We start from the raw sequence: 13,443 nt of genomic DNA, 5'->3' as shown, positions 1-13,443 counted from the left end.
TCCCTCCGCCGTTTTTCTCTTGCCTCCGCGCGTTTCACGCCTTTGCGGGCTGGGTGCTGACCACTGCTATTTCGCGCGACACGGGAGCGATCCGGCGCAGCATCCGCACCATGGCGCAATACTTTTCGTGAGTCAGTTCCAGTGCGCGTCCGACCTTCGCCTGATCCTCTTCGGAGGCGCATTCCACGTTGTAAACCACGTGAAACGAGGTGTAGACGCTTTCGGATGGGGGCGTTTCGGCGGATAAATCGCCCGAATAGCTGATTTCGAAGCCTTTGGGCGTGATGCGCTCCCTGTGCATGATCTTCAGCGCCGTCTGCGCGGCACATTGCGCCGCGGCGTAGAGCATCAGGGTCCGGGGATTCATCGCGTCGCATCCGACGCCGTTTTCGGTCCGGAATTTCCCGTTCTCGGACATCTGTAAAGTTACTTTTTCAATCATGAATCTCGTTTTTTGTGTTCAACAATAGTCCGGGGGCAAATTCCGTTCCTTTGGTAGTGTGCAGATGGGCAAAAATTCGTATATTTGCCCGTATTTAGTGAAATAATGCGTATGAGAAAATTCCGGATTTCATTGCTGACCCTTGCCCTTGCGGCGTGCGCCTTCGGAGCGCAGGCTGCTGGGCCCGAGATAGAGACCCTCGCGGCGCGTGCCCGCGATTTGTTCGATTACGGCCGCTGGAGCGATGCCCGGCAGGAGTTTCTGCGTCTCAGGGCATCGCTGACGCCTTCGGACCGTCTGCTGGCCCAGGAGGCGGAGTTTTACCTGGCGGCCTGTGCCGTGGAGCTGGGCAGCCCCGATGCCGAAGGAGCCTTGCGTGCATTCGCGGAGCGTTATCCCGAATCGGTCTATGCCAACGACGTGCGTTTCGCTCTCGGCTCGTTCTACTGCGCCGCAGGGAACCTGGAAAAGGCCCGCGAGGCCTTCGCGCAGACCGATTACAAGGCGCTGAGCACGCCGCGCCGCGAGCAGTACGACATCCGCATGGGCTATGTGGCATTTGCCGGTGGCGACTACCGACAGGCATACGACTATTTCGACCGCATCGGCAGCCGCAGCGAATATGCCGATCATGCCCGTTACTACAAGGCCTATATCGACTACGCCGAGGGGCGTTACGGCCGTGCGAAGCAGGCCTTCACGGCGCTTCAGCGCAGCGACGCCTACCGCGACGTGGTTCCCTACTACCTCATGCAGATCGAGTTCCGCGAGGGTAACTACCGCTATGTGGTCGACAACGGCGAGGCCCTGGCCCGCCGGGCCGTTCCCGAGCGGCGTGCCGAGCTGGAGCGCGTGGTGGCCGAGTCGTGGTTCCGGCTGGAGGATTTCAACAGAACGCTGGATCACCTTGCGGCTTTCCGGCAGGCGGGGGGCGAGATGGACCGCGATGCCTGCTACCTGGAGGGCTTCTCGCTCTACCGCACGGCCCGCTATGCGGAGGCTGCGGAGTGGCTGCGCAAGGCATGCGGAGCCGAAGACACGCTGACGCAGAACGCCTCCTACCATTTGGCCGACTGTTATCTGCGCGCCGGGGACAAGGAGTCGGCCATGCAGGCTTTCGCGATGGCTTCCGACGAGTCGCTCGACGCGACGGTGGCCGAGGACGCGCTGTTCAACTACGCCAAATTGCAGTACGAACTGGGCGGCGGCGCCTTCAACGGAGCGATCAACGTGCTGACGCGCTATGTCGAACGTTATCCTTCGTCGCCGCGTGTGGGGGAGGCGCGCACGCTGCTGATCGCCGCTTACTACAACTCCCGCGACTACGATGCCGCCTACCGGGCCATCAAGTCGATGCCCTCGGGTGATGCCGACATCCGTGCGGCGCTGCAGAAGATCACCTATTTCCGCGCTTTGGAAGCCTACGGGGCGGGCGACATGCGTGCGGCGCAGCGTTACCTTGCGGAATCCGCCGCGGTGAACGTCAGCCCCAAGTACACTGCTCTGAATGCCTTCTGGCAGGGTGAAATCGCCTTTGCGCAGGGCGACTACCCGGTGGCCGCGGCCAAATACAACGCCTACCTGAAGCGTGCTCCCCGCACCGAGCGGGAGTATGCCCTGGCGTGGTACAACCTGGGTTACTGCGCCTTCGACCGCAACGATCTGGCGCAGGCGCAGACTTCGTTCCGGACGTTCCTCTCCGCCTGGGCGCCGCACGACCGTTACCGTGCCGACGCCTACAACCGGCTGGGCGATGCGGCCTATTCCGACCGCCGCTTCGAGGAGGCCGTGGCGCGCTACGACGAGGCCATCGCCCTGGCGACCCCCGAACAGCAGTATGCCCGTTACAAACGGGCCGTGACGCTCGGCATCCTGGGCCGCACGGACCAGAAGCAGCAGGCCCTGCGGCAGATCGCCGCTTCGGGGGGCGACTATGCCGACGAAGCCTCTTACGAACTGGGTCGCAGCTATATCGCACAGGAGAAGTACGCCGAGGGTGCCGCGCAGCTCGAAAAGTTCGTGGCCGCCTATCCCTCGTCGCCCCGTTGCACGCAGGCGCTGTCCGACCTCGGTCTGGCCTACCTGAATCTGGGCGACAAGGAGAAGTCGCTCAAGTATTACGATCGGGTTGTCGGGACATCGCCCCACTCCTCGGAAGGCAGGGGGGCGATGCAGTCGATCCGCGAGATCTACGTTTCGCAGGGCGACGCCGATGCCTATTTCGACTATGCGGCCAAAGCCGGCCTGGAGAGCGACCTGACGGCCCTTTCGCGGGATTCGCTGTCGTTCGCCGCGGCACAGAAACTCTACCTCGACGGACAGCAGGAGGCAGCTGCGAAGTCGCTGCGCAGCTATGTGCAGAGCTATCCGAAGGGCTCTTACCTGACCGACGCGCTCTACTATTTGAGCGACTGCTACCTCCGCTCGGGCGAGCGTGGGGAGGCCATCGAGACACTGACGGCACTGGCCGACCGGGGGACTACCCGGTACACGGTCGCCGTGCTGGAGAAGCTCTCCGAGATGACCTATGCCGACTCCCGCTGGGACGAGGCCGCCTCGGCCTACCGCCGGCTCTACGACGCCGCGCCGACCAAAACGGGCCGTGAGGATGCCATGAAGGGCTATGTGCGTGCCACGGTGGCCGGGGGCGACGGGGCGAAGATCGCCGTGATGGCCGCCGATGTCTGCAGCCGCGACGATGCGGGGACCGTGGCGCTCCGCGAGGCGAAATACGCCTGGGCCGGGCAGCTGCGCACCGAAGGACGGAGCGACGAAGCCGTCAGACTCTACCGCGACCTGGCGAAGGACGTGCGCACGAAGGAGGGCTCCGAGGCTGCCTATTACGTGATCGAATCCACGTTCGGGAGCGGAGACATGGACAAGACCGAAAAGGAGGTCTTCGCCTTCTCCGAGCGCGAGCCGCAGGCCTACTGGCTGGCTAAAGCCTTTATCCTGCTGGGCGACGTATATGTGAAGAAGGGGGATAATTTCCAGGCCCGGGCAACGTGGCAGAGTGTCGCCGACGGTTATTCGCCTGCCGATGACGGCATTGTGGACGAAGCGAAGGCGCGAATCGCAAAACTCAACTGACAATGAAGAAGATGCTGATAATAGCCGCCCTTGGGGCGGTGTTGCCGCAGTTGGCTGCGGCACAGGTCGAAAAGCAGGTCGAAGTGACCAAGGCCTATGTCCCGAAGGTGGAGAGCGCCTCGAAACTGGCCATCCAGCCCGACATGACCGACACGGCGCGCATGCGCCCCGAAATCGACTATTCGATCACGCCGCTGTCGCTGCGCACGACGCTTTCGCCGCGTCCGATCCGCCCTGCGACGGTGACCTACTGGGAGTTCAACCGCCCGCTGCCCTTCTACCTGAAGGTCGGGGCGGGGTATCCGCTCAACTCGGTGCTGGACTTCTACGCCTCGACGCAGAATCCCTCGACGGGCTATGTCATGGGCTACATCAACCACGAGGGTCAGTATGCCGAGATCCGCAACAACTTCGGCCTGAAGCACAATTCGACGCGGATGTTCAACCGCATCGGAGCCGCAGCGGGCAAGTATTTCGGGCGGCATGTCCTCGAAGGCGACCTTTACTACGACAACCGGATGTATCACCGCTACGGAGCCTATGCCCGGGGGGAGGCCCCGTCATTCAGCCCCGGGGGCATGAACGACTACGGCGATGCGAACGTTGCGGTGCGTTTCGGGGATAATTTCCAGGATTTGAGCCGCACGAACTTTGAGATCGCTTTGTGCGGAGGGATGTTTTTCGACCACTCCGAGTGGCCGGATTACGGCGACAAGGCCCGGCAGACAGCTTTCCGGGCTCGGGCGAAGATCGCCCGGGGATTCGGCCGCAGCAACTTCTCGCTCGAGGCGGGATACGAACTGCGCTCGGGGCAGAAATCCCTGGAGGGACACAGCCAGCAGCTGATCCACGCCGCCCTGCGCTATGGTTTTGCAGGCGGGGTCGTGCGCTTCGACGTGGGTGCCGACTACTACCACGACCGGATCGAGAGTCCCGCAGATCCCGAGCCGTTCGTGAAAAAGGAGAATTACATCATTCCCTATGCGCGTCTCGATTTCAACCTCGGAACCCCGGGGCTGAAACCCTTCTTCGAGGCCGATGGCGCGGTGAGACCGAACGACTTCCGGGCACTGACGCAGGAAAATCCCTATGTCGCCTCCCTGACATGGCTCGACAAAAGCTCCGTGGATTACAGCTTCCGCCTCGGACTGGGCGGCAGCCTCTGGCGCAGCCGCTTCGACTACCGGATCTACGCCGGAGTGTCGATCCGCGACAACCATCTTTTCTGGACCGGATTGCGGATTTTGTCGGACGATCCGGCCTCTTCGGAGGTTTTCCCGGGGATCCTGATCCCCGAGATGGCGCGTCAGACCGTCACTTCGTTCAACGGCGAGATCGAGTTCCGGCCCGTGAGCGCCCTGAAATTCGACCTGGGCGTGCACGGCTACCTCTATAACGACGAGACGGAGCTGAAAAACGGAGCTCCGTCGTTCGCCGGAAACGTGGGCGTCGCCTACGAGGGCCGCAAGGTCTCGTTCGGGGTGAAGGCGCTGATGCAGGACGTGCGCCGCTGGACGCTGATCGATTTTTTGGCGGCTCCCGATGCTTCGGGACCGGTCTGTGGACCCTCCTTCGAAGCCCCCTTCGGCGTGGACCTGCGTGTGAATTTCGACTGGAAGGTTTCGGGCCGCGTGACGCTCTTTGCCGAGGGCCGCAACCTCATCAACCGCCGTCTGTACGAATACCCTTGGTATCCCGAACTGGGAGCCGGTTTCACGGTGGGTATCAAGGCCAATTTCTGATTCCGTTTCCATCGGGAGCGGTTTTCCGCAACGGGGGCTTTTCGAAGAAGCCCCCGTTTTTTTTGCCCCTTGCCCGGGATGACAATTCGGTTAATTGATGATTATTTTCGGCCGGAAGAGAGAACCGACCGGAAATTTCGCTATCTTGAAGCGAATTTAATTTGCACGACCATGAAACATACAATGCCCGAGCTTCCCTATGCACCGGAAGCGCTTGCTCCGAAGATGAGCAAAGAGACCTTCGACTACCACTACGGAAAGCATTTGCAGACTTATGTGAACAATCTGAACAACTTGATCGTCGGAACGCCTTACGAGGAGATGCCGCTTGACGAGATCGTTCGCAAGGCCGACGGGGGCATTTTCAACAATGCCGCCCAGGCCTGGAACCATACCTTCTTTTTCCGGATGCTGACCCCCGCGCAGCAGCCGATGCCGGCGACGCTGGCCGCCAAACTCACCGCGGCGTTCGGTTCGGTGGAGGCCTTCAAGGAGCAGTTCACCAAGGCCGCCGTGGGCCTGTTCGGTTCCGGATGGGCGTGGCTGGCGATGGACAGGTCCGGGAATCTGTCGATCGTCGCCAAGCCGAATGCCGGCAACCCGATGACCGACGGACTGTATCCGGTGATGACCGTCGACGTCTGGGAACACGCCTATTATATCGACTACCGCAACCGCCGTCCCGATTTTCTGGCGGCGTTCTGGGACCTGATCGACTGGCAAAAGGTCGCCGACCGTTGCATCCCGAAGCGCTACAAGTGCACGGCCTGCGACTATGTCTACGACCCGGCAAAGGGCGATCCCGAGACGGGTATCGCCCCGGGAACCCCCTTCGAGGCGATTCCCGACGACTGGACCTGCCCGATCTGCGGACTCTACAAGAGCGACTTCGCACCTGTCGGGGAGTAAGGGAGTAAACGAAAAACCTCCGCGCTTCAGCGCGGAGGTTTTTTTGTCCCCGGATTGCGGGATCGGATCAGAAGATGAACTTCTCGATTTTCAGTTCTCCCAGCTGCTCCAGACGCGGCACGAGGGTCGTGAAATGCGATGCCTGTTCGTGGGCCGCGAGGGCCTTTGCGTCGCTCCAGGTTTCGCAGATCATCAGCACGTCGCTGCGCGTGGCGCTTTCGAACAGGTCGTAGGCCACGCATCCTTCGTCCTTGAGCGAAGCGGTTGTCAGCTCCTTGGCCGTGCGCACCAGTTCTTCGCGGTTGCTTTCCGTTGTGCGGATAAATACATTGAGACGTATCATTGTTTTCCGTATTTTGGTTTTGTCGTTTTGCAAATATAACGAATTTTTCGGTGACGGAGCGTCGTTGGCGGAAACAAATTGTCGACTTTTTCCCGAAATCCCGCCGGGAGTCCCGTTCCTGCGGCATCGGGTTCCCGTCCGGCGACGGGTGGGGTAGGGCCCCGTGCCGGGGCGGGATCAGAGCGGGGCGAGGCTCCCGCGGGCGGCTTCGTATTCGGCGACGAGACGGCTGAGGATCTCGCCGGCCGGCGGCAGATCTCCGATGAGGGCGGCTATCTGCCCGATCTCCAGCTCCCCTTTGGCCAGATCTCCTTCGAAAATCCCCCGCTTCGGGCGTCCGCGACCGATCAGGGACGCCAATTCTTCGGCCCCGGCGCCGCGCGCTTCGGCCTCCTCGACCGTGCGGCAGAACTCGTTGCGGACGAGACGTGTCGGGATCACCTTTTTGAGCGTCAGGATCGTGTCACCTTCCTGCACCTCCACACACCGGCGTTTGAAGGCCTCGCAGGCCGAACTCTCCTGCGAGAGCGCAAAGCGCGTTCCCAGCTGACACCCCTCGGCACCCAGGGCGAAAGCGGCCAGCATGCCGGCTCCCGTGGCGATGCCTCCCGCGGCGATGAGCGGCAGATCGACGGCCTGCCGCACCTGCGGGACGAGGGCCATGGTCGTCGTCTCCTCGCGGCCGTTGTGGCCTCCGGCCTCGAAACCTTCGGCCACCACGGCGTCCACACCCGCTTCGCGGCTCTTGAGCGCGAATTTCGAACTCGACACCACATGCGCCACGCGGCAGCCTGCATCGTGCAGACGTGCGGTCCAGGTTGCGGGATTGCCCGCTGAGGTGAAGACCACCGGGACGCGCTCCTCCATGATGATCTCCATGAGTTGGGACGCATAGCGGTAGGCCAGCGGCACGTTGACGCCGAACGGCCGGGAGGTTGCCGCGCGGCATTTGCGGATGTGCTCGCGCAGCAGTTCGGGACTCATCGAGCCCGAGCCGATCAACCCCAGTCCGCCGGCCTGGCTGACGGCTGCGGCCAGCCGCCAGCCGCTGCACCAGACCATCCCGCCGGCGATGACGGGATAGCGGATGCCGAAAAGTTTCGTGATTCTGTTTTCCATTGTTTTCCGGTTTTTTCGCGGGATCAAGATACAATTATTTTTCCAAAACGGGAGCGGATGTCGGGTGACGGACATAAAAAAGCGGCGCTCCGACCCGCCGGGTCAAAGCGCCGTTATGAAAAAAGGGTGAGCTACTTGCATCGCACCGCTACAACCACATACCCTTGCTCGATTCCTCGCCTGGGGGATTCTGCAGGAGCTGGTCGTGTAAGACTCACCCGGGCACAAAAGTAGGAAAATTTTATATCTTTGCAAAAAAAAACCTGAAATGCGTAAGAAAATATTAGTCTGGAGCCTGCTGGCGGCCTTTGCCCTGGCGGCCGGCACGGGTCTTGTCCTGCAGCGGCAATTCTATGGAAATGCGGTTGTTGCGGATCGGAACCTCTACGTGAGCAGGGGGGCCGGATACGGACAGGTCGTCGATTCGCTGCTGACGCAGATCAAACACCGCCGGGCTTTCGAGGCCTATGCCCGGAGGATAGACCTGGCTGCGAGCTTCAAACCCGGTCATTACGTGCTCCGGCGCGGCATGAGTGTCATCCAAATCGCGCGCATGCTCAAACTGGGGATGCAGACTCCGGTGCGGGTTACGATCAACAACGTGCGCATCCCGGCCCAGCTGGCGCAGAAACTCGCGCGGCAGATCGATGCCGATTCCACGGCGATCATGCAGGCGTTGACCTCGAAGGAGCTGGCCGCGGAGGTCGGCTTCGACAGCGTGACGCTCTTTTCGATGTTCATCCCCGACAGCTACGAATTCTACTGGACGGTGACGCCCGAGGAGTTCGTCAAGCGCATGAAGCGCGAATACGACCGTTTCTGGACCCGGGATCGCGACGCCCGACGCCAGCGCAGCGGGCTGAGCCGTCTGGAGGTGATGACGCTGGCCTCGATCGTCAGCGAGGAGACCCGCAAGGGCGACGAGATGGCGCGCGTGGCCGGGGTCTACATCAACCGCCTGAACCGGGGCATCAAACTGCAGGCCGACCCGACGGTGAAGTACGCCATGCAGGATTTCGGCCTGCGGCGCATCCTCTACCGCCATCTGAAATACGATTCGCCCTACAATACGTATGTGAACAAGGGGTTGCCGCCCTCGCCGATCTGCATGCCCGGGAAGAATGCCATCGATGCCGTGCTGAACTACGAGGAGCACGACTACATTTTCTTCTGTGCACGCCTCGAGTTCGACGGCTACCACAACTTTGCCACAACCCTTCGCGAGCACAACAGGAACGCCCGGGCATACAGCGACGAACTCAACCGGCGCAAGATTAAATAAATTTCGTATATTTGCACTCCGAAATAAAAGTAAAAAACACAATACGACATGGCAAAGGAACTGAAAGATCTCACGAAGTCCGACGAGAACTACTCGCAGTGGTATAACGACCTGGTCGTGAAGGCGGGCCTTGCGGAGAACTCCGCCGTTCGCGGATGTATGGTCATCAAACCTTACGGCTACGCCATCTGGGAGAAGATGCAGGCCGCTCTGGACAAGATGTTCAAGGATACGGGGCACCAGAACGCCTATTTTCCGCTCTTCATCCCCAAATCCTTCTTCTCGAAGGAGGCCCATCACGTCGAGGGGTTTGCCAAGGAGTGTGCCGTGGTGACGCACTACCGCCTGAAGAACGATCCCGAGGGCAAGGGTGTCGTGGTCGATCCCGACGCCAAACTGGAGGAGGAACTGATCGTGCGCCCGACGTCGGAGACGATCATCTGGAACACCTATAAGAACTGGATCCAGTCCTACCGCGACCTGCCGATCCTGTGCAACCAGTGGGCCAATGTCGTGCGCTGGGAGATGCGCACGCGCCTGTTCCTGCGCACGGCCGAGTTCCTGTGGCAGGAGGGCCACACGGCGCACGCCACACGCGAGGAGGCCGTCGAGGAGGCCGAAAAGATGATCCGCGTCTATCAGCAGTTCGTCGAGGAGTGGATGGCGCTGCCCGTGGTTGTGGGCCACAAGTCGCCCAACGAGCGTTTCGCGGGCGCCGAGGATACGCTCACCATCGAGGCGCTGATGCAGGACGGCAAGGCGCTGCAGAGCGGAACGTCGCACTTCCTGGGCCAGAACTTCGCCAAGGCCTTCGACGTGCAGTATGTCAACAAGGAGGGCAAACTGGAATACGTGTGGGCTACCTCGTGGGGCGTCTCGACCCGTCTGATGGGTGCGCTGATCATGGCCCATTCGGACAATAACGGTCTGGTTTTGCCTCCGAAACTCGCTCCGATACAGGTGGTCATGGTTCCGATCTACAAGACTTCCGAGCAACTCGCCGAGATCTGCTCGCGCTTCGAGGCTGTTGCCGCCGAGCTGCGCGCCAAGGGCTTCAGCGTGAAGATCGACGACCGGGACAACGTGCGCCCGGGATTCAAGTTCGCCGAGTACGAACTCAAGGGCGTTCCCGTGCGACTGGCCATGGGCGGCCGCGATCTGGAGAACGGCACGATCGAACTGGTGCGCCGCGACACGCTTGAGAAGCAGACCGTTTCGCAGGAGGGCCTCGTGGAACTTATCGGGGGGCTGATGACCGAGATTCAGGAAAACATCTACAAAAAGGCGCTTGCCTACCGCGAGTCGATGATTACGAAGGTCGATACGTGGGAGGAGTTCAAGCGGGTGCTCGACGAAAAGGGCGGCTTCCTTCTGGCCCACTGGGACGGCACGGTGGAGACCGAGGTGGCGATCAAGGAGGCCACGAAGGCCACGATCCGCTGCATTCCGGTCGATGCGGTCGACGAAGAAGGTGTCTGCATCTTCTCCGGCAAGCCGTCGCACCGACGGGTACTGTTTGCCCGCAGCTATTAGTCTCCGATCTGGGGCGGCCTTTTCCGCAGGCCGTTCAAACGCAACCGAACGGGACGAACGGGACGTATAGACATACGTCCCGTTCGTCCCGTTTGTGCGACAGACCGGGCCGTCCTCGCGCTTCGGGAAATAAACCCGCGGAAAAAGTGGGATATCCTGGCTTTAGTCTCATATTTTTTGGTATCTTTGTAATCCCATGCTTGCGAAGATATACGAACAGAATCCTTCGGAGAAGGAGTTGCAGCGCGTCGTCGATGCTCTGGAGCGGGATGAAATCATCATTTATCCCACCGACAGCGTCTATGCCTTCGGTTGTTCGCTGCGCTCGCCGAAGGCCATCGAACGCCTGCGCCGCATCCGGGACAAGAGCGAGCAGAGGTTCACCGTGGTTTTCGAAAACATCGCCCAGGTCGCGGAGTATTGCCGGGTGGACAATGCCGTTTTCCGGATCCTGAAACGCAATCTGCCCGGTCCGTTCACCTTTGTGCTGACGGCTTCGGCGCGCATCCCGGACAAGGCGCTCGAACGGCGCCGCACGATCGGCATCCGCATTCCGGCCAGTCCCGTAGCGCGAGCCGTTGTCGCGGCCTTGGGCTGCCCGATGATCACCACGTCGGTCAAGGACGACGACGAGGTGGTGGAGTATACGACCGATCCCGAACTGATCCACGAGCGTTACGGGCGCCAGGTTGCGCTGGTCATCGACGGAGGCATCGGCGACAACGTCCCCACGACGGTCGTGGACCTGACGGGCGACGGGCCGGAGATCCTGCGCGAAGGCAAGGGGGAGCTGCAGTGAAAAAGCGAGGGAGAGCTGCCGGGAGATGAAACTTGATGCCGTCGCGCGGCAAGACTGGCGCCTTGGAGGGTTACAACAAGAAAATTAAACACAAGATAGAAAAATGAAGAAGACTAATTTCTGGAACGATGCCGCAAAAGCCGGCGTGATCATGGCGCTGGTCGCTATTCTTTTCAATGTGCTGGGCCTTTACGTGCAGCACATGCTGCTGAGCCTGCTGTCGCTCGTTGTTTTCGTGCTGCTGCTGAGCTACCTCACCCGGCGCCGCGTGGAGCGCTTCGGGGCCGAGGGATACAGCTATGGACAGTGCCTGGGGTATATGGTCGGCGTGATGCTCTGCGCCGGGTTTATCGAGGGCGCCTTCATGGCCGTCGCCTCCAACTGGCTCTTTGTGGAGAGATACCAGGCGCTGATCGCTCCGTCGATCTCCTTTCTCGAAAACTCCGGTTTCTACACGGGCGAGCAGATCGAGATGATGATGAAACTGATGCGTTCGCCGCTGACACTGATCTTCAGTGGAATGCTCGCCTCGGCAATCAAGGGCGGTTTTTTCGGTCTGTTTATTGCAGCTTTCACCAAGCGTGATCCCGATGTATTCTCGGACGATGCAACCCGGTAAGGATGGATAAACGGATGGATATATCGGTCGTAGTGCCGCTCTACAACGAGGCGGAGTCCCTGCCCGAGTTGGCGGCGTGGATCGACCGCGTGATGCACGGAAAGGGGTTTTCATACGAGCTTATTCTGGTCGACGACGGTTCGTCGGACGGCTCGTGGGAGGAGGTCGAACGGCTCAAGACGCTCTATCCGGCCATCCGCGGCATCGGATTTGCGCGCAACTACGGCAAGTCCGCGGCCCTCTACTGCGGATTTGCGGCAGCTGAAGGCGAGGTCGTCGTCACGATGGACGCCGACCTGCAGGATTCGCCCGACGAAATCCCCGAACTGCGGCGCATGATCCTCGAGGAGGGCTACGATCTGGTCTCGGGGTGGAAGAAGAAGCGCCACGACCCGATCGGCAAACGCTGGCCCAGCAAATTTTTCAACTGGACGGCCCGGGCAGCATCGGGCATCCGGCTCCACGATTTCAACTGCGGGCTGAAAGCCTACCGCCGCAAGGTGGTGAAGTCCATCGAGGTCTACGGCGAGATGCACCGCTTCATTCCGTTTCTGGCCAAACAGGCCGGCTTCGGCCGCATCGGCGAGAAGGTCGTCGACCATCGCGCCCGCAAGTACGGCAGTTCGAAATTCGGGCTCGAACGCACGGTGAAAGGGTATCTGGACCTGATCACGGTGCTGTTCATGACACATTTCGGGCGCTCTCCGATGTACTTTTTCGGCAGCCTCGGAACACTGATGTTCCTGCTCGGCGGCGGCACGACGGTGTGGATCATTGCCGAGAAGCTCTGGAAGCAGAGCCACGCCCTGTCGCTGCGCCCCGTTGCCGACCAGCCGCTGTTCTATCTGGCGATCCTGGCCGTGATTCTCGGAGTTCAGCTGTTTTTGGCCGGATTTTTGGGCGAGCTGATCAACCGAGGGTCTTCCGAGCGGAACAAATACCTGATCGACAAAACTTTGTAAATGATGATACAACGAATCCAAACGCTCTATTTGCTGCTTGTTGCGGCGCTTATGGCCGTGACGCTCTTTTCGGGGCTGGCGTGGTTTGCCGGCGACGCCGGCGAGTTCGGCCTTTACGCCTTCGGGTTGAAAACCTCCGAAGGGGAACTTGTCCAGTCTACCATATATATGGGTATTCTCCTGGCTCTGGCCTGCGTGCTGCCTGTGGCGACCATCTTTCTGTTCCGGCGCCGTTTGCTGCAGATCCGCCTCTGTGTGGTGGAAATGGTGTTGCTGTTGGGCTCCCTGGCTATGGAGGGCGTCTATTACTTTTTGAGCTGGCGGGTCTTTTCCGACCTGACGTTCCATACCCAGGGCTTCAAACCCGCCATTGTGCTGCCGCTGATCTGCCTGCTGTTTGCCTATTTGGCGGCCCGGGCTATTTTCCGCGACGAACTGCTGGTGCGTGCCGCCGACCGGATTCGCTGATCGGGCGGATACTACTGACCCGGAGTGTGCCCGAAGGCATGTTCCGGGGCTTCTGTCTTCGCGTGTGAGCAGCGCTCCGGCCGCAACGGATCGGGGGATTCGGCCCGATTGGGTTATTAAAAGAATGTTACAAAC

12 protein-coding genes and 1 other RNA gene are annotated in these 13,443 nt (G+C 60.7%); 9 read left to right on the top strand and 4 right to left on the bottom strand.

Going from position 1 to position 13,443, the window contains the following annotated elements:
• Positions 1 to 34: 34 nt before the first annotated feature.
• On the bottom strand, positions 35 to 442 hold the full coding sequence (locus QZ460_RS06665) for an OsmC family protein (RefSeq protein ID WP_290540799.1): 408 nt from the start codon (positions 440 to 442) through the stop codon (positions 35 to 37).
• 111 nt (positions 443 to 553) lie between these two features.
• Here QZ460_RS06665 and QZ460_RS06660 point away from each other — a divergent pair, with 111 nt between their 5' ends.
• From QZ460_RS06660 to QZ460_RS06650, 3 genes are all read left to right on the top strand, one after another.
• Complete coding sequence (locus QZ460_RS06660; RefSeq protein ID WP_290540798.1) at positions 554 to 3,532, top strand: tetratricopeptide repeat protein; 2,979 nt, start codon at positions 554 to 556, stop codon at positions 3,530 to 3,532.
• A 2-nt stretch (positions 3,533 to 3,534) separates the two neighbouring features.
• Positions 3,535 to 5,274 carry a hypothetical protein gene (locus QZ460_RS06655; RefSeq protein ID WP_290540797.1) on the top strand — a complete coding sequence of 580 codons (1,740 nt, stop codon included), beginning with the start codon at positions 3,535 to 3,537 and terminating at the stop codon, positions 5,272 to 5,274.
• 171 nt (positions 5,275 to 5,445) lie between these two features.
• Positions 5,446 to 6,183, top strand: coding sequence for a Fe-Mn family superoxide dismutase (locus QZ460_RS06650; RefSeq protein ID WP_290540796.1), 738 nt, complete (start codon positions 5,446 to 5,448; stop codon positions 6,181 to 6,183).
• 67 nt (positions 6,184 to 6,250) lie between these two features.
• On the opposite strand, the gene QZ460_RS06645 is transcribed toward QZ460_RS06650, so the two are convergent.
• The 3 genes from QZ460_RS06645 to ffs form a co-directional block, all read right to left on the bottom strand.
• Positions 6,251 to 6,526, bottom strand: coding sequence for a putative quinol monooxygenase (locus QZ460_RS06645; protein WP_290540795.1), 276 nt, complete (start codon positions 6,524 to 6,526; stop codon positions 6,251 to 6,253).
• Positions 6,527 to 6,703: 177 nt separating this feature from the next.
• A complete protein-coding gene (locus tag QZ460_RS06640; protein ID WP_290540794.1) occupies positions 6,704 to 7,645 on the bottom strand; it encodes a nitronate monooxygenase in 942 nt (313 codons plus the stop codon).
• Between the two features lie 121 nt (positions 7,646 to 7,766).
• An RNA gene (ffs, locus tag QZ460_RS06635) (signal recognition particle sRNA small type) lies at positions 7,767 to 7,865 on the bottom strand.
• A 48-nt stretch (positions 7,866 to 7,913) separates the two neighbouring features.
• On the opposite strand from ffs, the gene mltG reads away from it, so the two are divergent.
• The 6 genes from mltG (at position 7,914) to QZ460_RS06605 (ending at position 13,308) form a co-directional block, all read left to right on the top strand.
• A complete protein-coding gene (mltG, locus tag QZ460_RS06630) occupies positions 7,914 to 8,927 on the top strand; it encodes an endolytic transglycosylase MltG (protein ID WP_290540793.1) in 1,014 nt (337 codons plus the stop codon).
• Positions 8,928 to 8,975: 48 nt separating this feature from the next.
• Positions 8,976 to 10,460, top strand: a complete 1,485-nt coding sequence (gene proS / locus QZ460_RS06625) for a proline--tRNA ligase (RefSeq protein WP_290540792.1) — start codon at positions 8,976 to 8,978, stop codon at positions 10,458 to 10,460.
• A 196-nt stretch (positions 10,461 to 10,656) separates the two neighbouring features.
• Positions 10,657 to 11,259 (top strand): L-threonylcarbamoyladenylate synthase, encoded by a 603-nt coding sequence (locus tag QZ460_RS06620; protein WP_290540791.1) that lies wholly within the window; start codon positions 10,657 to 10,659, stop codon positions 11,257 to 11,259.
• Positions 11,260 to 11,362: 103 nt separating this feature from the next.
• A complete protein-coding gene (locus QZ460_RS06615; protein ID WP_290540790.1) occupies positions 11,363 to 11,878 on the top strand; it encodes a DUF4199 domain-containing protein in 516 nt (171 codons plus the stop codon).
• A gap of 2 nt (positions 11,879 to 11,880) precedes the next feature.
• On the top strand, positions 11,881 to 12,840 hold the full coding sequence (locus QZ460_RS06610) for a glycosyltransferase family 2 protein (RefSeq protein ID WP_290540789.1): 960 nt from the start codon (positions 11,881 to 11,883) through the stop codon (positions 12,838 to 12,840).
• Entirely contained in the window at positions 12,841 to 13,308 is a 468-nt protein-coding gene (locus QZ460_RS06605) for a DUF4293 domain-containing protein (RefSeq protein ID WP_290540788.1), read from the top strand.
• Positions 13,309 to 13,443: the final 135 nt, after the last annotated feature.

This window comes from Alistipes sp. (genome assembly GCF_020026455.1).
Lineage (GTDB): Bacteria > Bacteroidota > Bacteroidia > Bacteroidales > Rikenellaceae > Alistipes.
The sequence above is the reverse complement of the archived record's forward strand: the minus strand, read 5'-3'. Positions and strand labels throughout refer to the sequence as shown.

Bases quoted from the DNA above. Each gene is read 5' to 3' on its own strand.
- mltG (WP_290540793.1), top strand. From the start codon at position 7,914: ATGCGTAAGAAAATATTAGTCTGGAGCCTGCTGGCGGCCTTTGCCCTG.
- QZ460_RS06660 (WP_290540798.1), top strand. From the start codon at position 554: ATGAGAAAATTCCGGATTTCATTGCTGACCCTTGCCCTTGCGGCGTGC.
- proS (WP_290540792.1), top strand. From the start codon at position 8,976: ATGGCAAAGGAACTGAAAGATCTCACGAAGTCCGACGAGAACTACTCG.
- QZ460_RS06620 (WP_290540791.1), top strand. From the start codon at position 10,657: ATGCTTGCGAAGATATACGAACAGAATCCTTCGGAGAAGGAGTTGCAG.
- QZ460_RS06610 (WP_290540789.1), top strand. From the start codon at position 11,881: ATGGATAAACGGATGGATATATCGGTCGTAGTGCCGCTCTACAACGAG.
- QZ460_RS06665 (WP_290540799.1), bottom strand. From the start codon at position 442: ATGATTGAAAAAGTAACTTTACAGATGTCCGAGAACGGGAAATTCCGG.
- QZ460_RS06655 (WP_290540797.1), top strand. From the start codon at position 3,535: ATGAAGAAGATGCTGATAATAGCCGCCCTTGGGGCGGTGTTGCCGCAG.
- QZ460_RS06640 (WP_290540794.1), bottom strand. From the start codon at position 7,645: ATGGAAAACAGAATCACGAAACTTTTCGGCATCCGCTATCCCGTCATC.
- QZ460_RS06645 (WP_290540795.1), bottom strand. From the start codon at position 6,526: ATGATACGTCTCAATGTATTTATCCGCACAACGGAAAGCAACCGCGAA.
- QZ460_RS06615 (WP_290540790.1), top strand. From the start codon at position 11,363: ATGAAGAAGACTAATTTCTGGAACGATGCCGCAAAAGCCGGCGTGATC.
- QZ460_RS06605 (WP_290540788.1), top strand. From the start codon at position 12,841: ATGATGATACAACGAATCCAAACGCTCTATTTGCTGCTTGTTGCGGCG.
- QZ460_RS06650 (WP_290540796.1), top strand. From the start codon at position 5,446: ATGAAACATACAATGCCCGAGCTTCCCTATGCACCGGAAGCGCTTGCT.